The 20,651-nt window shown below is 73.0% G+C and carries 19 protein-coding genes and 1 other RNA gene; 6 read left to right on the top strand and 14 right to left on the bottom strand.

Annotated elements, in window-relative coordinates; translation table 11 throughout:
• Together ppgK and rnpB are read left to right on the top strand one after the other, a co-directional pair.
• The gene (ppgK, locus tag DEI96_RS08490) at nt 1–750 is read left to right on the top strand and encodes a polyphosphate--glucose phosphotransferase (RefSeq protein ID WP_027465446.1); all 750 of its coding nucleotides are present in this window, start codon (nt 1–3) and stop codon (nt 748–750) included.
• Between the two features lie 172 nt (nt 751–922).
• Nucleotides 923–1,283, top strand: an RNA gene (rnpB, locus tag DEI96_RS08485) — RNase P RNA component class A.
• A gap of 405 nt (nt 1,284–1,688) precedes the next feature.
• Here the strand turns inward: rnpB and DEI96_RS08480 are convergent.
• From DEI96_RS08480 to DEI96_RS08435, 10 genes are all read right to left on the bottom strand, one after another.
• Nucleotides 1,689–2,423, bottom strand: a complete 735-nt coding sequence (locus tag DEI96_RS08480; protein ID WP_111022916.1) for a zinc ribbon domain-containing protein — start codon at nt 2,421–2,423, stop codon at nt 1,689–1,691.
• Nucleotides 2,424–2,425: 2 nt separating this feature from the next.
• The gene (locus DEI96_RS08475) at nt 2,426–3,271 is read right to left on the bottom strand and encodes a Nif3-like dinuclear metal center hexameric protein (protein ID WP_111022917.1); all 846 of its coding nucleotides are present in this window, start codon (nt 3,269–3,271) and stop codon (nt 2,426–2,428) included.
• A 134-nt stretch (nt 3,272–3,405) separates the two neighbouring features.
• The gene (locus DEI96_RS08470; RefSeq protein ID WP_111022918.1) at nt 3,406–4,482 is read right to left on the bottom strand and encodes a hypothetical protein; all 1,077 of its coding nucleotides are present in this window, start codon (nt 4,480–4,482) and stop codon (nt 3,406–3,408) included.
• A gap of 106 nt (nt 4,483–4,588) precedes the next feature.
• Nucleotides 4,589–5,212: an RBBP9/YdeN family alpha/beta hydrolase gene (locus DEI96_RS08465; protein ID WP_111022919.1), complete on the bottom strand. Its 624-nt coding sequence runs from the start codon at nt 5,210–5,212 to the stop codon at nt 4,589–4,591.
• A gap of 64 nt (nt 5,213–5,276) precedes the next feature.
• A complete protein-coding gene (locus tag DEI96_RS08460; protein WP_111022920.1) occupies nt 5,277–6,260 on the bottom strand; it encodes a helix-turn-helix transcriptional regulator in 984 nt (327 codons plus the stop codon).
• Nucleotides 6,261–6,389: 129 nt separating this feature from the next.
• Nucleotides 6,390–6,803 carry an ATP-binding protein gene (locus tag DEI96_RS08455; protein WP_111022921.1) on the bottom strand — a complete coding sequence of 138 codons (414 nt, stop codon included), beginning with the start codon at nt 6,801–6,803 and terminating at the stop codon, nt 6,390–6,392.
• Nucleotides 6,803–7,138, bottom strand: coding sequence for an STAS domain-containing protein (locus DEI96_RS08450; RefSeq protein ID WP_017886068.1), 336 nt, complete (start codon nt 7,136–7,138; stop codon nt 6,803–6,805). The genes DEI96_RS08455 and DEI96_RS08450 overlap by 1 nt, the downstream gene beginning before the upstream one ends.
• A gap of 59 nt (nt 7,139–7,197) precedes the next feature.
• Nucleotides 7,198–8,406: a multidrug effflux MFS transporter gene (locus DEI96_RS08445; RefSeq protein ID WP_258372767.1), complete on the bottom strand. Its 1,209-nt coding sequence runs from the start codon at nt 8,404–8,406 to the stop codon at nt 7,198–7,200.
• Between the two features lie 181 nt (nt 8,407–8,587).
• On the bottom strand, nt 8,588–11,245 hold the full coding sequence (locus DEI96_RS08440; RefSeq protein ID WP_111022923.1) for a phosphoenolpyruvate carboxylase: 2,658 nt from the start codon (nt 11,243–11,245) through the stop codon (nt 8,588–8,590).
• A 189-nt stretch (nt 11,246–11,434) separates the two neighbouring features.
• A complete protein-coding gene (locus DEI96_RS08435; protein ID WP_111022924.1) occupies nt 11,435–12,127 on the bottom strand; it encodes a biliverdin-producing heme oxygenase in 693 nt (230 codons plus the stop codon).
• An 84-nt stretch (nt 12,128–12,211) separates the two neighbouring features.
• Here DEI96_RS08435 and DEI96_RS08430 point away from each other — a divergent pair, with 84 nt between their 5' ends.
• A complete protein-coding gene (locus tag DEI96_RS08430; protein WP_111022925.1) occupies nt 12,212–13,057 on the top strand; it encodes a siderophore-interacting protein in 846 nt (281 codons plus the stop codon).
• A gap of 538 nt (nt 13,058–13,595) precedes the next feature.
• Entirely contained in the window at nt 13,596–14,162 is a 567-nt protein-coding gene (locus tag DEI96_RS08425; protein ID WP_181440497.1) for a GIY-YIG nuclease family protein, read from the top strand.
• A 28-nt stretch (nt 14,163–14,190) separates the two neighbouring features.
• On the opposite strand, the gene DEI96_RS08420 is transcribed toward DEI96_RS08425, so the two are convergent.
• The 4 genes from DEI96_RS08420 to DEI96_RS08405 all read right to left on the bottom strand — a co-directional run bounded on the left by DEI96_RS08420 (nt 14,191) and on the right by DEI96_RS08405 (nt 18,572).
• A complete protein-coding gene (locus DEI96_RS08420) occupies nt 14,191–15,741 on the bottom strand; it encodes a GMC family oxidoreductase (RefSeq protein ID WP_111022926.1) in 1,551 nt (516 codons plus the stop codon).
• Nucleotides 15,738–17,123 (bottom strand): alpha/beta fold hydrolase, encoded by a 1,386-nt coding sequence (locus DEI96_RS08415; protein WP_181440498.1) that lies wholly within the window; start codon nt 17,121–17,123, stop codon nt 15,738–15,740. The genes DEI96_RS08420 and DEI96_RS08415 overlap by 4 nt, the downstream gene beginning before the upstream one ends.
• Nucleotides 17,124–17,205: 82 nt before the next feature.
• Nucleotides 17,206–18,186, bottom strand: a complete 981-nt coding sequence (locus tag DEI96_RS08410; RefSeq protein ID WP_111022928.1) for a zinc-ribbon domain-containing protein — start codon at nt 18,184–18,186, stop codon at nt 17,206–17,208.
• 134 nt (nt 18,187–18,320) lie between these two features.
• On the bottom strand, nt 18,321–18,572 hold the full coding sequence (locus tag DEI96_RS08405) for a DUF4287 domain-containing protein (protein ID WP_111022929.1): 252 nt from the start codon (nt 18,570–18,572) through the stop codon (nt 18,321–18,323).
• 154 nt (nt 18,573–18,726) lie between these two features.
• On the opposite strand from DEI96_RS08405, the gene DEI96_RS08400 reads away from it, so the two are divergent.
• Together DEI96_RS08400 and DEI96_RS08395 are read left to right on the top strand one after the other, a co-directional pair.
• On the top strand, nt 18,727–19,842 hold the full coding sequence (locus DEI96_RS08400) for an amino acid ABC transporter permease (RefSeq protein WP_111022930.1): 1,116 nt from the start codon (nt 18,727–18,729) through the stop codon (nt 19,840–19,842).
• A complete protein-coding gene (locus DEI96_RS08395) occupies nt 19,842–20,615 on the top strand; it encodes an amino acid ABC transporter ATP-binding protein (RefSeq protein ID WP_111022931.1) in 774 nt (257 codons plus the stop codon). The genes DEI96_RS08400 and DEI96_RS08395 overlap by 1 nt, the downstream gene beginning before the upstream one ends.
• Nucleotides 20,616–20,651: the final 36 nt, after the last annotated feature.

Here is a 20,651-nt window from a genome sequence, read left to right as displayed (position 1 = left end):
ATGACCTCCCTCGCAGTCGGCGTCGACATCGGTGGTACGGGCATCAAGGGCGCGATCGTCGACGTCGCGTCCGGCGCCCTCACCACGGACCGCATCAAGAAGGCCACGCCCGAGGGCGGGAAGCCCCAGGACATCACGGCGGTGGTCAAGGAGATCATCGGCGAGCTCGCCCCCGGTGACGACGTCCCCGTGGGCGTCTGCTTCCCGGCGATCGTGCGGGACGGCAAGACGATGTCCGCCGCGAACGTGTCGAAGAAGTGGATCGGCTTCGAGGCCGAGGCACTGTTCGAGAAGGAACTCGGCCGCTCCATCCACTTCGTCAACGACGCCGACGCCGCCGGGTTCGCCGAGCAGCAGTTCGGTGCGGCCAAGGGCAAGGACGGCCTGGTCATCGTGACGACGCTCGGCACCGGCATCGGCACCGCGCTCATCAACGACGGCGTGCTCATCGTCAACTCGGAGCTCGGGCATCTGGAGATCGAGGGGCACGACGCCGAGTCGCGCGCCTCGTTCGCCGCCAAGGAGCGCGACGACCTGTCGTGGAAGCACTGGGCGAAGCGCCTGCAGAAGTACTACTCGACGCTCGAGGCCCTGCTCTCCCCCGAGCTGTTCGTCGTCGGCGGCGGGGTCTCGAAGCAGTACGAGGAGTTCCTCCCGCTGCTCGACCTGCAGGCGGACATCATCCCCGCGACGCTCCGCAACAACGCCGGCATCATCGGTGCCGCGACCCTGGCGGCGCGCAGCGTCTAGCGCTGGTCGGGCGTCCCTGGTCGGGGGCGTAACTGGTCGCGCGTACCTGGTCGAATCGGGCGTACCTGGTCGGAAGTTCCGACCAGGTACGCCCGTTCTCATCAGGTACGCGTGAGCGTGGGGCTCCCCTCGCGTCGGGCACCGCGGAGCCGGGTAGACTCGCTCCAGCGAATGGGTCGGTGAGACGGTCGCGTCGCTCCCCCGGGAGCGCCGAGGAACGTCCGGGCTCCACAGAGCAGGGCGGTGGGTAACACCCACCCGGAGCAATCCGCGAGACAGTGCCACAGAAAGCAGACCGCCGGCGGAGACGTCGGTAAGGGTGAAACGGTGGTGTAAGAGACCACCAGGGGTCCGGGTGACCGGATCCGCTCGGTAAACCTCGCCCGGAGCAAGGTCAGACAGAGGACGTTGAGGCTGCTCGCCGAGTCCTCGGGTAGACCGCTGGAGGCCGACGGCAACGTCGGTCCGAGAGAGATGGCCGTCACCGCCGTGCAAACGGCGGGACAGAACCCGGCGTACGGCCGGCCCATTCGCCCCTCCTCCGTGCTGCGTCGGTCGTCGTCGGTCGGCGTGCGCGGCGCGCGCGGTCACGACTCCCCGCTCAGGTCCGCCGAGCGGTCACCAACGGTCGGCCGGCACGGCCGCAACCGACCGTTCGTGACCGCTCGGCGGCACGCACCCGACGCGTTGTGACGAGCCCACGAACGGACAGGAGGCGCGGTGCGGCGCCGCCACGGGCCTCCCGTCAGGCGGCGCGCGCGGTCAAGACTCCCCGCTCAGGTTCGCCGAGCGGTCACCAACTGTCGGCCGGCACGGCCGCAACCGACCGTTCGTGACCGCTCGGCGGCACGCACCCGACGCGTTGCGACCAGCCCACGAACGAACGGGAGGCGCGGTGCCAGCTGGCACCGCGCCTCCGCCACGGACGTCGCGCGCGTCTACAGCCCGGACTCGGCCGTCCGAACCAGGATCGCGTCGCTGTCGGGGCACAGCACCACGTCGTCGGGCGCAGCCCGGCGGATGGTCTGCAGGTCGGAGTTGTTGAGCGCCACACCCGAGGCCGTCGACACGCCGCCCTGCAGCAGCGAGGCACCGAAGCCGTAGCGCGCACGCTGTCGGTCGTACAGGGCGAGCAGCTCGGCCGGCACCTTGGCGGCGACGTCGGCACGGGCCTGCTCGGCGGACTCCCGGTCGGCGCTGAGCCGAGCGATCTCGGCGTCGCGCTCGGCGACCAGGCCACCGCGGGCGGCCTCGACGTCGGCGAGCTTCGCCTCGATGTCACCGACCCGGGCGCGGAGCCCGTCGAGGTTCTCCATGATCTCGAGCTCGGCGGTCTCGAGGCCGCCGATGCGCCGCTGCAGCGAGTCGAGCTCGCTCTGCAGTCCGGCGGCGTCCTTCGCGTTCGCGACGTTCTGCAGCATCGTGGTGTCGCGTTCGACACGGGCCTGCGCAACCGCGGTGTCGGACTCCAGGCGGGCGAGGTCGCGCTCGGCGTCCTCGACCTCGCCGGTGGCGGCGACGAGTTCGCTCCGGAGCGCCGCGGCCTGCTTGCTCAGCTCGGTCAGCTGGTCACCCTTCTGCAACGACGTGATGCGGTGCGCGATGCGGGTGACGTCGTTGTCGAGACGCTGGACGTCGAGGAGGATGACCTGGTCCTCGGGTGCTGCCTTCATGGTCAGGCTCCTTCTGTGGGGGTGGTGGGTTCGGCGGCCGGCAGGACGGCGAAGTCCCACGGGTCGGTGCGGAGGTCGCTCACGGTGACGCGGACCCCGGCCCGGGTGCGCAACTGCTCTGCGGCGACGTCGAGCCAGAGCCACTCGGTGGCCCAGTGCGAGGTGTCGATGAGCGCCGGGCCGCCGCCGAGGAGCGCCTGTTCGCGGAACTCAGAGGCCGGGTGGTGCCGCAGGTCGCTCGTGATGTAGACGTCGGCGTCGAGTACGGCGGGGTGGCCGAGCAGCGAGTCCCCCGCGCCCGCGCAGAGCGCCACGGTGCGGACGGGCTGGTCGAAGTCACCGGAGACGCGGACCCCGGTGGCCGTGGGCGGCAGCAGGTCGACGAGCTTCCGGGCGAGGGCACCGAGGGTCGTCCCCTCGGGCAGCACACCGACGCGACCGATGCCCGTGTCGGGGTCGGCTCCCGCGTCGAGCGGTCGCTGCTCGGTGAGCCCGAGGCGGTCGGCGAGCACGGCCGAGGTGCCGGTCGTCACGACGTCGGCGTTGGTGTGCGCCGCGAGCAGGGCGCTGCCGCCACGCACCAGCGTCGCGAGGACGCTGCCCTTGTAGGTCGACTCGGCGATCGTCGTCACCCCGCGGAGCAGCAGCGGGTGGTGCGTGAGCAGGAGCCCGGCACCGAGTTCGACGGCTTCACGGGCGGTGGCGGGGACCGCGTCGACGGCGAGGTGCACGTGCTCGACGGTGGCGTCCGGGTCGCCCGCGACGAGCCCGACGGAGTCCCACGACTCGGCACCGGCGGCGGGCCACAGGTCCTCGATCACGGCCTGGAGTTCGCGGAGCGTCGGCATCCCGTCAGTCTACCGAGGCGACCGCCCCGCACGGGGCAGCCGATCCGTGTGGGGTGATCCGGGCCTCCAGGCAGTGCAGCCGGAGGCGGGGTGACCGGAAGCGGTGCAGCCGACCGCGCCGCGACCGCGGGGCGTCAGCGACGACCGAGCAGGCCGAGCAGGCGGTCGACCAGTCGCGACCACCAGCCGGCCGGGGCCGGTGCTGCCGCGGTGTCGGTGTCGGTGTCGGCTTCCGTCGCGTCCGCGACGGGGGCCGGGAGGACGGGTGCGGCGACGGCGTCCGGCAGGACGACCGGCGTGCTCGCGGTGACGCCCTGGTGCGCGGTGAGCGCGGCGGCGAAGGCCGCGCGGTCGATGACCGTCGGTCCGGTGGCGGGCAGGACGAGCGGGGTGGGTCGCGTGGCCGCGGACACCGGGGACACGGCCGGGAGGCCCAGCACCGGTCGGACGGGTTCGTCGCGTTCCGGGGTGACGAGTTCCACCACCGGTGCGGCATCCGCGGTGGGTGCGGCTGCCTGCGCTGCCGCGGGGACGCTCGGTGCTGCGCGGGTCGGCACGGGTGCCGGCCGGGTGACGAGCGCCACCGGCGCGGTCGCTGCGCGGCGGGCTGCGGCACGGTCGCGGCGGTCCGCCTCGGCGGCGGCGTCGGTGAGCAGGTCGGCGAAGACGGTGTGGGCGAAGGCGCGGGCGGCGGTCACCTCGGGGTCGTCGGAGTCGGCGACGGTGGCCTCCCACGCGGCGAGGCGAGCGAGGTCCTCGTCACGGCGGCGGACCTCGTCCTCGAGCAGGACGATGCGCTCGATGCTGCTGCGTCCCGTGGACGAGGACACCTCCACCGCGAGGTCCTCGATGCGCAGGGCCAGACGCTCCGGCGGCTCCGGGAACGACGGGGCGCAGACGGCGGCGTGGCGGGCGCGGTCGCGACGGAACGCGGGGGCTGCGACGGGTGCCGACCGGGTCGTCTCGTCGGCCGGGGCGGGGGTGGCGACGTGTGCCGGGGCGGTCGTCTGCTCGGCGGTCGTCGCGTCGGCGGTGGCTGCGGTGCTGCTGCTCGCGGCGTGTCCGGGGCGCTGCACGGGGCCGGTGACGGGCGGGACGACGAGGTCCGGCACGTAGGGGGCACGCGTCGCCGGTGCGTCGCGGAGCCACTCCTCGAGCTCGCGGCCGAACGGGTCCACGAGCGGGGTGCGTGCGCCGGACTGGGTCTCCATGTCCGAAGGATAAATATCGCGCGGGCCGAAACGCGGGACATCCGCGGTGTGTCGCTGCACCGCCTGCCATATCGCGACGGAGTTGAGCGGCGTGTCGCGCCCGACGTCACCGAGGTGGGCGGAGGCCGTCCTCGAACGCCCGCAGCAGTTCCCGGCCCGCGGGCCAGTCCCCCACGCCGCTCGCGACGTTCACGTGCCCGAGGGCACCGACGCGGACGACGTCCGCGCCCATCGCATCGGCGAACACGACTGCCCGGTCCGCGCTGCAGTACGGGTCGTCGTCGCTCACGACGAGGCGTGTCGGGACCCGCTGGGCGGAGGGCACCGGGCGCGGCGCCACGAAGCCCGATGCCTCGTCCGGGAACGTGTCGCCGAGCGGGTCGGGCGGGGCGACGAGGAAGGCACCGGCGACGAGCGTGGAGGCATCCGCCGTGGTGTCGAGCCAGTCGGCGACGGCCAGGACGCCGAGGCTGTGGGCGATGAGGACCGGGGGCTCCGTGCACGAGGCCACGGCCGTCGAAATCGCGGCGCGCCAGTCGTCCGGGTCCGGGTCGCTCCACGAGGTGGGGGCGATGCGGACGGCGGCGCGCTGCTCGTACTGGTCGTGCTGGTCGCGCTGGCCGTGCTCGTCGCGCTCGTCCTGCTGCTCCCGCTCCCAGACGGACTGCCAGTGGTCCGGGTCGGAGTTCCAGATGCCGGGGACGATCACCCACGGTCGCGGTCTGCTCACCCGGGCAGCGTAGCGAACCGTCGAGGCACCGTTCCGGAGTGTGACGCGTGGTGCCCGGCCCCGCTCAGAGCTGCGGGACCGCACCGCGGGGCTGCTGCAGCGTGTCGCGCGGGTACTGCCCGAAGCGGGACGCGTACGCCGCCGAGAACCGGCCGAGGTGCGCGAAGCCCCAGCGCAACGCCACGCTCGCCACCGTCAGGTCGCCCGCCGACCCGCGGCGGAGTTCTTCGTGCACGCGGTCCAGCCGGATGCCACGGAGCATGGCGTTCGGTGCCGTGCCCACCTGCCGCTGGAACGCCTGCTGCAGCCCCCGGACGCTCAGGCCGACGTGCTCGGCGACGTCCGTCGTGGTGATGGGCGTGTGGGCGAAGGCGTGCATGAACTCCACGGCCTCGCGCACACGCCCCGTGGCTCCCTGCGGCAGCGTGACGTCGGGGGCGATGGACTCGTGGGGGAACGTGCGGAGGAAGGCCAGCGCGGTCTCCCGCACCGTCTCGGCGAGGGCCAGCTCGTTCAGCGGCGCCGGGCCGAGCACGATCGCCGCGGCGCGCTGCACCCGGGTGTTCCAGGCGCGGAGGTCCTCGGGCCGGGGCGCTGCGGTGTGGTCGAACACGAGGGGGCCGGGCCGGGTGCCGTGCACCTCGGCGGCGACGCGCTCCAGGTACGTCCGATCGAACTGGACGAGACTCTGGCGGACGTCCTGCAGGTCGAACACGAACGGACGCCGCGTCGGGAAGACCCGCGGGGTCCCCGGTGCGAAGTCGACCTCCTGGCGACCGACGTCGACGCGGCCACCGCCGTCCGACGTCCACATCACGACGTACTCGTCGGGGACCTCGACCTCGCCCTGCATCCGCCCGTCGAACCGGGTGGAGCGGAACGTCATCGATCCGTCGCCCACGACCTGGAACCGGTACGCGAACGGACGATCGGTCCGGGACGCCGAGAACCCCGTGCTCTCGTAGGCCTCTTCGTACAGTTGCACGGCCGCGTCGAGTCCGGCGCCGGACGTCTCGAACCGGATCCGGGGATCTGGGTCGACAGTCATCGCGCGAATCGTGACACGGTGTCCGGGAAACGCGACAATCGCCGACCCGTCATTGCGGTTTGCGGCCCACGGAGTGCGCTGGGCGGACGACCGGTGGGCTCCGTCGGTACGGGACGGCCGTGCTCCCGCTCAGTGCCGGGAGCGCAGCACCGTCCAGCGGTTCCGGTCGGCGACGCGTTCGTACCGCAGATCGTCGACGACCATGCGGACGAGGGCGAGCCCACGACCGCCCTCGGCGAAGTCGTCGGGCAGCACGGCGGCGTCGGGATCCACCGTCGCCGCGACCCCGTCGTCGGACAGCAGCGCCTGGAAGCGCTCGTCACCGATCTCGAGCCGGAGCTCGCACGAGACACCGTCCGGGCGGGCGCCGTGCTCGATGACGTTCGAGGTGAGTTCGACGAGGGCGAGCTCGAGGGCCATCCGGTCCTCGGCAGCGATGGACGGCTCGTGCTGCCACACGCCCGCCAGGAACTCGTGCACGGCGGACACGTCGTCCGGAGGGCACGCCAGTGCGAGCATGTGCTCGGCGACGGGGGCGGTCATCACCAGTCGGTCACCGCGGCGTCCCCGTCCGGGTACGTCCGCAGGATCTTGTCGATGTTGGAGAGCTTGAGCACCATCTGGACCTGTTCCGACGGTGCCGCGATGCGGAGGTCGCCGCCGGCCTGCCGCGCGGTCTTCAGGCTGCCGACCAGGGCGCCGAGGCCGGAGGAGTCCATGAACTCGACCCCGGAGAGCTCGACCACGAGCCGCGAACGCCCGTTGCCGACGATCTGGGCGACGGTCTCGCGGAACGTGGGCGCGGAGACCATGTTGAGCCGGCCGCTGCACTCCAGGACGGCGGTGTCGGTCTCCGCCTCGTGTACGACGATGTCCATCTCGGGGGGTCTCCTCAGTTCGGTGCGCCTTGCAACCAGCAACCTACCGGCTCGGACCGTCAGGTGTGGGACCGGTTTCGCCGCGTCGCCGTCACCTGCACCACGACGGCCGCGGCCATCAGCGCTGCCATCACCCCGCCCATCGCCAGTGCGGTGCCGCCCAGGGCGCCGGCGAGCGGGGTGCCGAGACCACCGATGCCGAAGGTCAGCCCGCCCTGCAGGGCTGCCGCCGTACCCGGGTGCGCCGCGCCGACGTGCTGGGTGCGGGTCATCGCCGCCGGCAGGACGAAGCCCCACGCGGCCGTGACCACCGCGAGCGAGCACCACACCGGCACCGGGCCGAGCCCGAGGAGCGCCGACACCAGCACGGCCGTGGCTCCGACCGTCCCGACGACCAGGCCCAGGGTCAGCAGGGCGTCCTCGCTGAACCGTCCGACGAGCCGACCGAACAGCAGCGTCGTGACGATCATCATCGACGCGTTCGTGGCGAAGACGAGCGTGTACAGCCCCTCGGAGAACCCGAACTCCGACTGGAACACGAACGAGCTCGTCGCGATGTAGGCGAAGAACCCCACCGTCGAGAGCACCCCGCTCAACACGTAGGCCCGGAACCGCGGGATCGCCAGGAGTTCACGGATGCGCCGTCCGTTCGCCGCAAACCCGACGCCACCGCGACGCTCCGGCGGCAGGGTCTCGCGGAACCGCAGGACCACGGCCACGAAGAACACGGCGCCGAGCACGGCCAGCACGACGAACATGAGCCGCCACGTGCCGATCGTCAGCACCGCTCCCCCGGCCAGCGGGGCCACCACGGGCCCGATCGCGTTGATGGCCGCGAGCGTGCCGAACACCTTCGCCATCCGGGTGCCGCTCGTCACGTCGGACACCATCGCCCGGCCGGCCACGGCACCCGCGGCTCCGGCGAGTCCCTGGGCGACGCGGGCCACCACCAGCGTCACGACGTCGGGGGCGAGCGCGCAGCCGACCGACGCGAGGGCGAACAGGGCGGTCCCGACGACGAGCATCGGCCGACGACCGATCCCGTCACTCACCGGTCCGACGAGCAGCTGGCCGACCGCGAAGGCCACGAGGAACGCCGTGAGCGACAGCTGCACGGCGCCGGGCGTGGTGCCGAGGTCGCGCGCGATGGCCGGGAGTGCGGGGATGTACATGTCCGTCGCGAACGGCGAGACCCCGACGATGAGCGCCAGCGGCACGATCGGGGGCAGCACGGTCGTCGTCGGTCCCAGGCTGCGCTCCGTCGTCACCTCGGACACGCTACGCGTCCCCGAATCGATTCGACGGGCACTTCGTGAGCAGGAATGGTCGGTTCGTGGTGCCGGAGGCGACCGTTCCTGCTCACGAAGTGCGGGCCCGGGACGTGCGCGGGGACGGACGGGAGGCCCGGTGCCAGCTGGCACCGGGCCTCCCGTCCGTCCCGTGGGGGCGTCAGCCCGTGTTCTGCAGGCCGGCCGCGATCCCGTTGACGGTGAGCAGCAGGAGCCGGTGGTCGGCGTCCGTCGGGTCCGTGCTGCCGGACGTGCGGATGGCGCGCAGCGCACGGAGCTGCAGGTGCGACAACGCGTCGACGTACGGGCTGCGGAGGCGCACGGCGCGGGCGAGGACGGGTCGGTCCTCGAGCACGTCGCTACCGCCGGAGACGCGGAGCACCCAGTCGCGGGTGCGGACCATCTCGTCGAGCACCTTCGCGGCGAGGTCGTCACGGTCGGCGAGCTCGAGGTACCGGCGGGCGATGTGCTCGTCGGTCTTCGCGAGCGACATCTCGACGTTCTTGATCATCGCGGCGAAGAGCGGCCACTCGGCGTACGCGGCGCGGAGGACATCGACGTCGCCGACGGCCTCGAGCGCGGAGCCGAGCCCGTACCAACCGGCGAGGTTGATGCGCGCCTGCGTCCACGAGAACACCCACGGGATGGCACGGAGGTCCTCCAGCGACTCCACCGACAGGCCGCGACGGGCCGGGCGGGAGCCGAGGGGCAGCAGGCCGATCTCCTCCATCGGGGTGACCCGGGCGAACCAGGGCGCGAAGCCGTCGGCCTTGACCAGGTCGTAGAAGGCGACGCGCGAGACGTCGTCGAGCTGCTGGGCGAGGTCGGCGAACCGGGCGGCCGCGGCGGCGGTCCGCGCCTCGTTCGACGGCGTCGACGCGAACAGCGTCGCCGAGGCCATCTGCTCGAGGTGGCGCGCGGCGATGTCCTGGTCGCCGTACTGGGCGAAGATGACCTCGCCCTGCTCGGTGAGCTTGAGCCGGCCGTCGATCGACCCCGGCGGCTGCGCGAGGACGGCCTCGTTGGCGGGACCGCCGCCCCGGCCGAGCGAACCGCCCCGGCCGTGGAACAGGGTCAGCTCGATGTCGTTGTCGCGGGCCCAGTCGGCGATGCGGGCCTGCGCGTCGTACAGCGCGAGGTTCGCCGACACCGGGCCGACGTCCTTCGACGAGTCCGAGTAGCCGAGCATGACCTCGAGCCGACGGCCGGTCGCGGCGAGACGTCGCTGGAAGGCCTCGGTGCGGACGGCCTCGTCGAGGATGTCGACGCTGGCGTGCAGGTCGGCGAAGGTCTCGAACAGCGGGATGACGTCGAGCACCGGCGCGGCCTCGGCGGACCCGAGCGCGGCGACCGCGAGCTCGTGCACGTTCGCCAGGTCGGCCGGGGACTGCGTGAACGACACGATGTACCGGTTCGCCGCGCGGACGCCGTAGCGGGACTGCAGCCCGGCGATCGTGCGGAAGACGGCGAGGACCTCTTCGGTGGTCTCGCTCAGTTCGCCACCGGCGCGGATCTCCGCCAGGGCGGTGCGGTGCACCTGCGAGTGCTGGCGGACCTCGAGCTCGGCCAGGTGGAACCCGAAGGTCTCGACCTGCCAGATCAGGTTCTGCAGCTCGCCGTTCGCCGGGCGGATCGCGCCGGCGGCGATGAGCGACGCCTGGATCGTGCGGAGGTCGGCCAGCAGCGCCTCCGGGCCGTCGTAGGCCAGCGGCGTGGTGCCGGTCCGGGTGGCGTCGATGCGCGCGGCGACGAACAGGAGCGCGCGGCGGTGGGTCTCGTTCGGTGCGCGGACGCCGATGCGCTCGGCGATGCCCGGGTCGAGGGACTCCTGCGCGGCGACGAGGGCGGTGAGCCCGGCGTCGGCGGGGGTGTCGCTCGCGTCGAGCGTCAGGGCGCTGCCGATGCGGGTGGTCGCACGGGCGAGGCCGAGCAGGATGTGCTCCGCCGCGATCTCGGCGGCCTGGCGGGTGACGTCGGCCGTCACGTGCGGGTTGCCGTCGCGGTCGCCGCCGATCCAGGTGCCGAACCGCACGAACGCGGGCGCGATCACGGAAGCGCGGCCGGCGTCGTCGCCCTGCAGCCGGTCGTCGAGCAGGCGGTAGACCTGCGGGACGATCTCGAACAGGGTCTGGTCGAACACGCTCATCGCGGTGCGGACCTCGTCGAGCGGGGTCGGCCGGGTGGTGCGGAGCGGCGAGGTGCGCAGGAGGGTCGTGATCTCCTCGAGCAGGCGGCGCTCGTTCTCGGCGCGGGCCGTCGCGTTGCGGGCACGGTCGCGCTCGTCGATGAGGTCCGTGATGCGGCGGACACCCGTGGTGACCGCGCGGCGGCGGGCCTCGGTCGGGTGGGCCGTCAGCACCGGGTGGAAGCGCAGGGTGCGGAGGCGCTCGGCGGCCTCGGCCTCGCCGACCTCGGCGACGAGCTCGGCGTAGGTGGCGGGGAACGAGTCCCCGGCCACGCCGCCGTCGTCACCGCGCTGCCGGAGGACCCGCACGCGGTGGTGCTCCTCGGCCAGGTTCGTCAGGTGGAAGTAGGTGGTGAACGCCTGCGCCACGGCCTCGGCGCGTTCGGCCGACATGCCCGAGACGATCGCCTGGGCACGCGCTGCGCCCTCGGCGTGGTCGCCCTCGTAGGCGTCGATCACGGCGGCGCGCAACGACTCCACGTCGTGGAGCAGTTCGTCGCCCCCGTTCTCCCGCAGCACCCGGCCGAGGAGGTTGCCGAGGTACCGGACGTCGGCGCGCAGGTCACTGTCGACCGCACCGCTGACGTCGTCCCGCGCGCGCTCGTGGCGTGCAGATCCGTCGATCGCCGTCATGGAGTCCTTTCCGGGTCGTCCGGGAGGCTGGTCCCGGGTTCCAGCAGCGTATCGGCACCCTGGGGCGCATGACGTCGACCGTCCGGACGGACGCGGAGCAGGGTCCGGGTCCGGACGGACGCGGGTCCGGGTCCGGACGGACGCGGGGCCGGGTCCGAGCTGGCCTGCTCGGCGACCGCCGCTGTGCGGTCAGGCCGTGACGGCGGCGACCGTCGTGTCCCCCGGCTCCTGACGGAACGGCGCACGGCGGGCATCGAGGCCGGCGAGCAGCCCACGGTTCAGCTCGTAGGCGAGCTCGACCTCGGCGATCACCCGCTCCTGTTCCTCTGCCGTCCAGGGCGCGGCGTCGAGCTGGGCCCGGTAGGTGTGCTCGAAGTCGCTCGGGTCGGCGACCTGGTCGAAGATGTAGAAGAGGACACCGTTCGTGTCGAACCCGAACCGCTCGGCCAGCACCTGCCCGATCACGTGCCCGCCGGACACGTCGCCGAGGTACCGCGTGTAGTGGTGTGCGACGAAGCCGCCGGGCCACTCCGCCGCGACCTCGTTGAGGCGTCGCACGTACGCGGTCGTCGCCGGCAGCGGGCACACCAGCTCGGACCAGTCCGGGCCGATCAGGTACTCGAGGTCGGCACGGATCGCCGGCATCCGGGTGAGCTGCGCGGTGACGAACGGCGCCGCAACGGGGTGGTCGGCCATGCGTTCCGCCGCCCGCTCGAGCGCGTCGTACACGAAGGCGTACTGTCCGAGCAGGTCCGCGTAGTCGGCGACGTCGCAGTCACCGCGGAGCAGGTCCTGCATGAAGCCGCTCGTGGCCGAGGCACCGTGCGAGCGCCGCGTGCGACGCCGCAGCAGCTCGGAGAACGGGATGACGGTCGAGTCCATGAGGTAAGGCTAACCTTAGTGCTGCGCGCGTCAAGCAGGGATCACCCAGGTGGCGCCGAACCCGCGAGAGGAAGCTCCCCCACGATGAGCTCGAAACCCAAACGCCCCCAGCACGTCTTCGTCGTCGACCGCACCGAACGGCTCTCGCCCCACATGGTGCGCGTGCACCTGGGTGGCTCGGCCTTCGAGGACTTCGTCGCCCAGGCCGACCCCGACCGACTCGGCTCGACCGACAAGTACGTCAAGCTCCTGCTCGCGAAGCCGTCACTCGGACTCGTGCCGCCGTACGATCTCGAGGCCCTGCGCGAGACCCTGCCGAAGCAGGACCGCCCGGCCCGCCGCACCTACACGGTGCGGGCGGTCGACCACACCACGCGGACCATCGCGATCGACTTCGTCGTGCACGGCGACGAGGGCCTCGCCGGGCCCTGGGCAGCGTCCGCGCAGCCGGGCGACCGGCTCGCCCTGTCCGGGCCCGGTGGCGGCTACGCGCCGAGCACCGACCCGGCCGTCACGCACGTGCTGCTCGGTGACGACAGCGCCCTGCCCGCGATCGGCGCGGCACTCGAGTCGATGCCCGACTCCGCCACCGGGGTCGCCCTGGTCGAGGTGGCCGGGCCCGCCGACGAGCAGGACCTCCGGCACCCGGCCGGGGTCGACCTGCGGTGGCTGCACCGGGACGCCACCGGCGCCCAGCCGGGCACGCTCCTGCTGGAGACGGCCCGCGGGCTGCCGCGTGCCTCCAGGCCGGTCCAGGTCTTCGCGCACGGCGAGCGGACCGCGATGAAGGCGATCCGTCGGCTGCTGCAGGACGACTGGGGGCTGGAGAAGCGCGAGATGTCGTTGTCGGCGTACTGGGCGCTCGGTCGTGGTGAGGACGAGTTCCAGGAGGAGAAGCGCGAGCCCGTCGGGGTGATCTTCACCGACTGACTGCGGCCTGCGTGCCCGATCCTTCCCATGGCGGGCGCGATGGCTGGTGGGAACGGGCGTACCTGGTCGGAAGAACGGACCAGGTACGCCCGATTCGACCAGGTACGCCCGTTCTCGGTCGGTACGCCCGGTTCGGCGGACGTTCGGGGCGCCCCACTCCCGCAGGTACGCCCGTTCCTTCCCAGAACGGGCGCGATGGCTGGTGGAAACGGGCATACCTGGTCAGAAGAACGGACCAGGTACGCCCGATTCGACCAGGCACGCCCGGCACGCCCGTTCTCGGTCGGTACGCCCGGTTCGGCGGACGTTCGGGGCGCCGAGTTCCCGCAGGTACGCCCGATCTTTCCCATGGCGGGCGCGATGGCTGGTGGGAACGGGCATACCTGGTCGGAAGAACAGACCAAGGACGCCCGGTTCGACCAGGTACGCCCGATTCGACCAGGGACGCCCGGTTCGACCAGGGACGCCCGGTAGGACCAGCGCGCGCAGCGGCCGGGAGGCCCGGGGCACGTCGGTGGGTCGGGCTAGCGTTCGGCGCATGGTCACCTCCTCGTGCTGCGTGCCGGGTTGCGCAGGCGTGCTCGCTGACGGACTCGCGGGCGTCCCCCTGTGCGGCGCGCACGTCGCGTTCGTCGCCGACCTCGCGGCCGAACACCCCGGCATCGAGGACGCCCTGCCCGGCCCGTGCCCGGCGTGCGGGTCACGGATCGGGGTGCGGTACCCCTCGGGTGTGGTGTGCGCCCGGTGCGAGTGGCGGTGGGGCGACGTGCCGGACGGCGACCTGGCTCCCCCTCGGGTCGACGTCGTCTACTACCTGCGGATGCGCGACGACTTCGGCGACCGCATCAAGATCGGCACGACGATGAACCCCCGGCAGCGGCTCGCGGCGATCCCGCACCAGGACCTGCTGGCGTTCGAGCGCGGTGACCGGACCCTCGAACGCCGACGGCACGCCACGTTCGCCGCCAGCCGGTACCCGGGTACCGAGTGGTTCCGGGTGACGCCGGAGCTCCTGGCCCACGTGGACACCGTCGCTGCCGGGGTCGACGACCCGTGGGACCTGCACGCCCGGTGGACGAGCGAGGCGCTCGCGCTGCGGGGCTGAGCCCCGGCCGGACGGTCGGGGCTCCTGCTCAGGCGGCCTGCAGCATGCGGTCGGCGGTACGGAGCGAGAGCGCCATGATCGTCAGCGCCGGGTTCGCGATGACCGCGCTCGGGAACACCGAGTTGTCGGCGATCCACAGGTTCGGGACGTCCCACGAGCGGCCGTCCTGGTCGACGACGGAGGTCTCGCGGTCCGTGCCCATCCGCGCGGTGCCGATGGTGTGCGCCGTGCGTTCGAGCACCCGGACGTCCTGGCCACCGGCAGCCTCGACGATGGTCGTCATCGTGCGGACCGCGTGGCGGCGGATCGCCTCTTCGTTCGAGCCCGGGGTGAAGGACACCCGAGCACGCGGGACGCCGTGCTCGTCGAGTTCGTCGGAGAGCTCGAGCCGGTTGTCGTCGTACGGCAGGCACTCGGCGTTGATGCCGACGCCGGCCGAGAACGGGTAGTCCTGCAGCGCCCGGACGAGCTCGGCACCGCGGAGTCCGCCGCCCCGGACCAGCGAGGTCGCGAAGGTCTGCGGCTGCACGCCCAGGCTCTGGATGAGGTAGCCGCCCGCGAAGTCGGCGTCCGCCGGTCGGACGAAGTCCTCGGTGATGATCGACGACGGGTACCCGCGGTACGAACGCATCGACTCGTCGAACCGCGCCCACACCTGGGTGGCTCCGTGTGCGGTGAAGTTCCGGCCGACCTGTCCGCTGCCGTTCGCGACACCGGTGTGCAGCAGCAACCGCGGCGTCTCGACACCGCCCGCGGCGAGGACGAGTGTCCGGCAGCGCTGACGGTGCTCGCGGCCGTCGGCGGTGTACAGGACCGCCTCGACCCGTCCCGCCGCGTCGAGCTCGATGCCGTGCACGAAGGACTCCGGACGGATCTCCGCACCGAACGCCACGGCGGCGGGCAGGTAGGTCGTGTCCATCGACACCTTGGCGCCGTTGCGGCAGCCCTGGTGGCAGGAGCCGCAGGACACGCAGGCCTGGCGCAGCCCGTGGTGTTCCTGGTGCCGGTCCTCGGTGGTCAGGCCGACCGGTGCATCGGTCGCGGTGATCCCGGCCGCCGCGGTGCCGCGCATCATCATGTCCGACGAGGCGTTCCGGGCCGGCGGGCGCATCCGGTAGCGGCGGGACGGGTCCCACGGGTAGTGCTCGGGGCCGGCGACGCCGACGTCGTGCTCGACCTGCTCGATCCAGCGGGTGAGCTCGGCGTGGCTGATCGGCCAGTCCTGCCCCGCGCCGCTCTCGGTCCGCAGTCGCAGGTCGTGCTCGCTCGGCCGCGGGGTGAACGCGCCCCAGTGCAGCGTCGACCCGCCGACGCCGGTGCCGCTGTTGTTCGGGCCGAAGGCCGTGGGGGCTCCGCCGCCGCTCAGCCGTTCGTCCATCCAGTTGATGTCACCGGGGGCGGCGACCTCGTCCGGGACGTGGTCGCCCGGCTCGGTGTTTCGGCCGGCCTCGAGCGCGACGACCGTCAGGCCACGGCGGGCCAGCGATGCGAGGAGCGGCGCTCCCCCGGCCCCGGTGCCGACCACCACCACGTCGACGACGTCGTCCGTGCCGTACGTACGTTGTCCGTCGAGTCTCATCGTGCAGCTCCGGTCGTCGGTGCGGTGTCGATCGTGGTGGTGGTGCCGGGGTCGGCGGGGGCCTCGGGTTCCCAGGCCTCGCGCTCGCCCGCCGCGAGCAGCTGGAAGCCCTGCTTGCGGACGCCGTCACCGCCGTTGGCGTAGCCGTCGAAGTCGATGGCGGCCATGGTGGCGGGGTGTGCGAGCCAGTGCTTCACGAGGTCGACGCTGGCGTCCTCGAACCACGCGCGCAGCTGCTCGGCGTCGAGGTCGCCGTCGGCGCGGTAGCGCCCCACAGCGACGGACTCGAGGGCCTGGTCGAGCACGCCGTCGCGGGCCGGTGCAGCGAGCACGTCGAGCGCGGCACGGTAGGCCTCGGCGTCCACCGGCAGGCCGTCCGGCCGCCAGCCGTCGCCGAGCCCCGCGGCGAGCTGCGCGTCGACCCGCAGTGCCAGGTCGACCCGGTCGGTACCGGGCTGCGGGACGACGATCCGCGCGACCGCACGGAGGGTGTCCAGCTGCGTCGGCGTCAGTGCGTGGGGTGCGGCCGACGGGTCGTCGGGCAGGGCGCGCTGGGCCAGCAGCCCCCGCGTCCGGGCGCTGACCCGCGGCGAGGCGATCACGCGGGCGTGCTCCACGGGGACGACCGGCGACCCCGTGACCCGGCGCTGCCAGAAGTCGCGGATGCGCTCGGCCACGGCCTCGGGCCGTTCCCAGGGCAGCAGGTGGGCGGCGCCTTCGACGACGTGGAGCTCGCTGTTCGGCCAGTGCGGCAGGGTCAGGCGGCGCTGGGCGTCGGCATCGAGGTCGCCGTCCTCGGCACCGGCGAGCACCAGGGCCGGCACGGGATTCGGGGCTGCGTCCGACCAGTCCTCGCGGCTGCCGCGGGACAACCAGTCCGTCCAGGCGGCGGGGTCGGTCCGCTCGACGTCCTGCACCGCCGCGATGTGGCGCGCGGGCGCCAGGGGCGACGCGGTGTTGGCGGCGACGAACTCCTCGGCGTCCTCGACGGAGATCGGGCCGCCGGCAGCCCACGAGAGCATCGTCCAGCGCCGGTCGTCGTCCATCGGCTCCGGAGCGAGCGGGGACGCGGCGAGGAGCACCACGGCCCGCAGCCCGAACAGGCCGTTCGCGCCGGAGATCGTGCGGTCGGCCACCACCGTGGCGACCTTGCCGCCCATCGAGTGCCCGAGGAGCATCCACTCCGTCGAGCCACTCGCCCCGATCGCGCGCTCCACCAGGACGGCCATCTCCTCGACGGTGGTGCCGGACGACGCCGGGCTGCGGCCGAAGCCGGGCAGGTCGATGCCGATCAGGTCGAGGTCGCCGAGGAGTCCGGCGCGCAGCAGCGCGAACTCCTCGGAACTCGCGCCGAGGGCGTGGAGACAGAAGACGGTGGTCACCATGTATACCTACCCGTCGCTCGCGACCGCTCCCAGCCGGGCCGTACCCCGGCGGGTCGTGCGTGTACCCCGATCGTCGGCGTCACCGGGCGTACGCGTCGACGAACAGCGCGCCCCGGAGCTCACGCAGGGTGTCCGCCAGCCGGTCGACCGTCCGTCCGGAGATCCCGGAGACCTGGAGGTCGTACGGGCCGAGCGCGGGGAGCCGCCCGGTGCGGATGCGGACGACCTCCCACCCCACGGCACGGACGGCGCGGTCCTTCTTCCGGTCGGTCTCCTGCCGCGGGCCGACGTGCTCGAGGCCGTGCCGACCGGTGGAGTCGTACTCGATGGCGACGCGGAGCTCGGGCAGGATGATGTCCGGCCAGGCCTCGACGTGGTCGAAGAACGGGCGGTCGAGTCGGATGGCGGAGTGGTCGTAGGTGAACCCGAACCGCTCGGACAGCATGCCCCGGAGTTCGGCCTCGACCGCCGAGGCCGTCGCCGGGGCGCAGACGCTCGTGAACGACTCACCCGACGGCAGCCGCGGGGTCTTCGGGCAGATCGTGCGGGGAACGGACTGGGCGGCCCGCCGGGGTGCTGCTCCGGCCGAGCCGGCGACGGGCCGACGGGACCGGGAACGGCTCGACGCGACGGCTCCGGCCGGGACCCCGCGCACCGGAGCCGCCGGCAGCGTCCGTCGTCCGGCACTCCGGACGACCCGCTGCGGCACCGGCACGGCCTGCGGCCAGTCCGACGGCAGCACCGGCCACCGCTGCGGCTGTGCCTGCACCGCGCACTCGGGGCACCAGACGGATCGCCGACGTTCACGGCCCGGGCGGGACCGCTGTTCGGACGGGGTCGCCACGAAGACGTGCCCGACGTCGCACTCCCAGGTGAGCAGGACCTCGGCCGCCGGGGGGACCTGGGTCAGGACGACGCCGTGGTTCCGGTCGGGGTGGTACTGCCGGATGAGCACCGGGTACGGCGCCCAGTCGGCGCGGAACTGTCCGACGGCGTACGGCACCGCTTCGCCGCGCGACCACTGTCGGCGGCGCCACCACGCATCGACGGGTTCGGCCACGCCCCCACGCTAGGAACGACCACCGACACCCGCCGCACCACGCGGCGCGACCGACACCCGCCGCACCACCGACACCCGCCGCACCACGCGGCGCGACCGACACCCGCCGCACCACAGGCGAGCGCCGCGACCGCTCAGGAGGCCAGCGCCTGCTTCACGTACGCGACCAGGGCGTTCGCGTGCCCGTGCCCGAGGCCGTGCTCGGCCTTGAGCCACCCGACGACCTCCATGTGCTGGTGGTCGTCGAGTCGGTCGGCGACCAGGTCGAGCCACTCCTGCACCGGGCGTCCGTACGTCGTCTCGATGCTCGGGAAGTACGACGCCGGACCCTTCACCCTGGTGCCGTCCGCCGGGGGCACCGGGGCGGTCACACGATGCGCTGTCATGGCGCAACGGTAGCGCTCCGTCGGCCGTCACGGAACGTCACGCAGGACACCGTTCTGTGACGCCGCGTTGCGCCGGATGGCCGGGTGTTGCGCCGCGTGGCGGGGTGTTGCGCGAGGCGTTGTCGGCGGCGTCCGGCCCTCCTACGGTCGCGACATGACCGACACCACCAGGGCCCCGCAGCGGGAGGCGACCAGCGTCGACGACGCGGGCCGGACGACCGGGGCGAGCCGCGCCTCCGGGCCGGAGACCGCGACCATCGACGCGGCCGGACACGCCGCACTCGACCGATCCGTCGTGCCGTTGCGGCACCCGCTGCGGTGGATCGCCGCCACGCTCGTGCTCGTCGTGCTGCTGAACTTCGGCGAGACGCTGTTCACGAACGAGCAGTGGGGCTGGCCCGCCGTCGGCAAGTGGCTGTTCAGTCCGGCGGTCCTGACCGGCCTGCAGCTGACGCTCACCGCCACCGCGCTGAGCGCCGTGATCAGCTTCGCCGGCGGGATCCTGGTGGCCATCGCCCGGCTGTCGCACAACCCGGTGCTGTCCGGGCTGGCGTGGGGGTACGTGTGGCTGTTCCGGTCGGTGCCGCTGATCCTGGTGCTCGTCTTCCTGTACAACCTCGGGTCGCTGTACCCGACCATCGGCATCGGGATCCCCTTCGGGCCGCAGTTCGAGGTGCCGACCGCGAACCTGCTCGGCGACCTGGCGATCGGGGTCATCGGGCTGAGCCTCAGTGAGATCGCCTACGCGTCCGAGATCGTCCGTGCCGGGGTGCTCGCCGTCGACCACGGGCAGCACGAGGCGGCGCAGGCGCTCGGGCTCCCCCGTCGCCGGCAGTTCCTGCGGGTGATCATGCCGCAGGCGCTGCGGTCGATCGTCCCGGCGTTCGTGAACCAGGTCGTCGGGCTGCTCAAGGCGTCGTCGCTGCTGTTCTACGTGTCACTGCTCGACCTGTTCGGCGTGGTGCAGAACCTGTCGAGCACGTACCCGGGCGACATCATCCCGCTGCTCGTCGTCGCCACCATCTGGTACCTCGTGCTCACCAGCGCGGTCTCGATCGTGCAGTACTACGTCGAGCGCTGGACGGCCCGCGGGTCGGTCCGTGCGCTGCCGCCGACACCGTGGCAGCGGGTGCGGAGCGCGCTGCGGGGCGATGGGCCCGGACGTGGTCCGGGACGGCCTGGAGGCGCGGGTCGCCGCACACAGGCAGCCGCCGCCGAGCGCGCGGTCGCGTCCGGGTCTGCTTCCACCGTCGACGACGGGAGCATCTGATGAGCGCCGCCATCGCGATCCACGGAGCCGTCAAGGCGTTCGGGGACAGCGTCGTCATCGACGGCGTCGACCTGTCGCTGCCGTCCGGCAGCGTGACCGTCGTCCTCGGCCCCTCCGGTTCCGGCAAGTCCACGCTGCTCCGGGCGATCAACCACCTCGAACCGCTCGACCGCGGGGTCGTCACCGTCGGCGACGAGCCCATCGGCGTCCGCCTGCGCACCGGCCGCGACGGGGTCCCGCGCTGGAAGGAGCTGCCCGAGCGGCACATCCTGCGGCAGCGTGCCCGGATCGGGTTCGTGTTCCAGCACTTCAACCTGTTCCCGCACCTCACCGCGCTCGAGAACGTCGCCGAGGGGCCGATCGCCGCCGGGGTCCCCGTCGCCACGGCCCGAGCGCGGGCTCAGACCCTGCTCGATCGGGTCGGACTCGGCGACCGCGGCGCGGCCCGCCCCCGGCAGTTGTCCGGCGGGCAGCAGCAGCGCGTGGCGATCGCCCGGGCCCTGGCGCTCGAGCCGTCGGTGGTCCTGCTCGACGAGCCGACCTCGGCGCTCGACCCGGAGCTCGTCGGCGAGGTGCTCGGGGTCATCCGGGGGTTGGCGGACACGGGCACCACGCTCGTCATCGTCACCCACGAGATCGCCTTCGCCCGCGAGGTCGCCGACCACGTCGTGTTCCTCGACCACGGGCGGGTCGTCGAGCAGGGGCCGCCGGCCCAGGTGCTCGACCACCCGCAGCACACCCGCACGCGCGACTTCCTGTCCCGCGTCCGCTGACCCCTGACCCCTGACCCCTGATCCCCGCACACACCC

This window comes from Curtobacterium sp. MCLR17_031, from assembly GCF_003234775.2.
GTDB classification, from domain to species: domain Bacteria; phylum Actinomycetota; class Actinomycetes; order Actinomycetales; family Microbacteriaceae; genus Curtobacterium; species Curtobacterium flaccumfaciens.
This window is presented reverse-complemented; position numbering and strand designations above follow the sequence as displayed.

Excerpts from the sequence above, each read along its gene's own strand:
- DEI96_RS08450 (WP_017886068.1), bottom strand. The coding sequence starts at position 7,138 with ATGGACATCGTCGTACACGAGGCGGAGACCGACACCGCCGTCCTGGAG.
- DEI96_RS08480 (WP_111022916.1), bottom strand. The coding sequence starts at position 2,423 with ATGAAGGCAGCACCCGAGGACCAGGTCATCCTCCTCGACGTCCAGCGT.
- DEI96_RS08475 (WP_111022917.1), bottom strand. The coding sequence starts at position 3,271 with ATGCCGACGCTCCGCGAACTCCAGGCCGTGATCGAGGACCTGTGGCCC.
- DEI96_RS08460 (WP_111022920.1), bottom strand. The coding sequence starts at position 6,260 with ATGACTGTCGACCCAGATCCCCGGATCCGGTTCGAGACGTCCGGCGCC.
- DEI96_RS08470 (WP_111022918.1), bottom strand. The coding sequence starts at position 4,482 with ATGGAGACCCAGTCCGGCGCACGCACCCCGCTCGTGGACCCGTTCGGC.
- DEI96_RS08425 (WP_181440497.1), top strand. The coding sequence starts at position 13,596 with ATGGTCACCTCCTCGTGCTGCGTGCCGGGTTGCGCAGGCGTGCTCGCT.
- DEI96_RS08400 (WP_111022930.1), top strand. The coding sequence starts at position 18,727 with ATGACCGACACCACCAGGGCCCCGCAGCGGGAGGCGACCAGCGTCGAC.
- DEI96_RS08405 (WP_111022929.1), bottom strand. The coding sequence starts at position 18,572 with ATGACAGCGCATCGTGTGACCGCCCCGGTGCCCCCGGCGGACGGCACC.
- DEI96_RS08440 (WP_111022923.1), bottom strand. The coding sequence starts at position 11,245 with ATGACGGCGATCGACGGATCTGCACGCCACGAGCGCGCGCGGGACGAC.
- DEI96_RS08420 (WP_111022926.1), bottom strand. The coding sequence starts at position 15,741 with ATGAGACTCGACGGACAACGTACGTACGGCACGGACGACGTCGTCGAC.
- ppgK (WP_027465446.1), top strand. The coding sequence starts at position 1 with ATGACCTCCCTCGCAGTCGGCGTCGACATCGGTGGTACGGGCATCAAG.
- DEI96_RS08435 (WP_111022924.1), bottom strand. The coding sequence starts at position 12,127 with ATGGACTCGACCGTCATCCCGTTCTCCGAGCTGCTGCGGCGTCGCACG.
- DEI96_RS08430 (WP_111022925.1), top strand. The coding sequence starts at position 12,212 with ATGAGCTCGAAACCCAAACGCCCCCAGCACGTCTTCGTCGTCGACCGC.
- DEI96_RS08395 (WP_111022931.1), top strand. The coding sequence starts at position 19,842 with ATGAGCGCCGCCATCGCGATCCACGGAGCCGTCAAGGCGTTCGGGGAC.
- DEI96_RS08455 (WP_111022921.1), bottom strand. The coding sequence starts at position 6,803 with ATGACCGCCCCCGTCGCCGAGCACATGCTCGCACTGGCGTGCCCTCCG.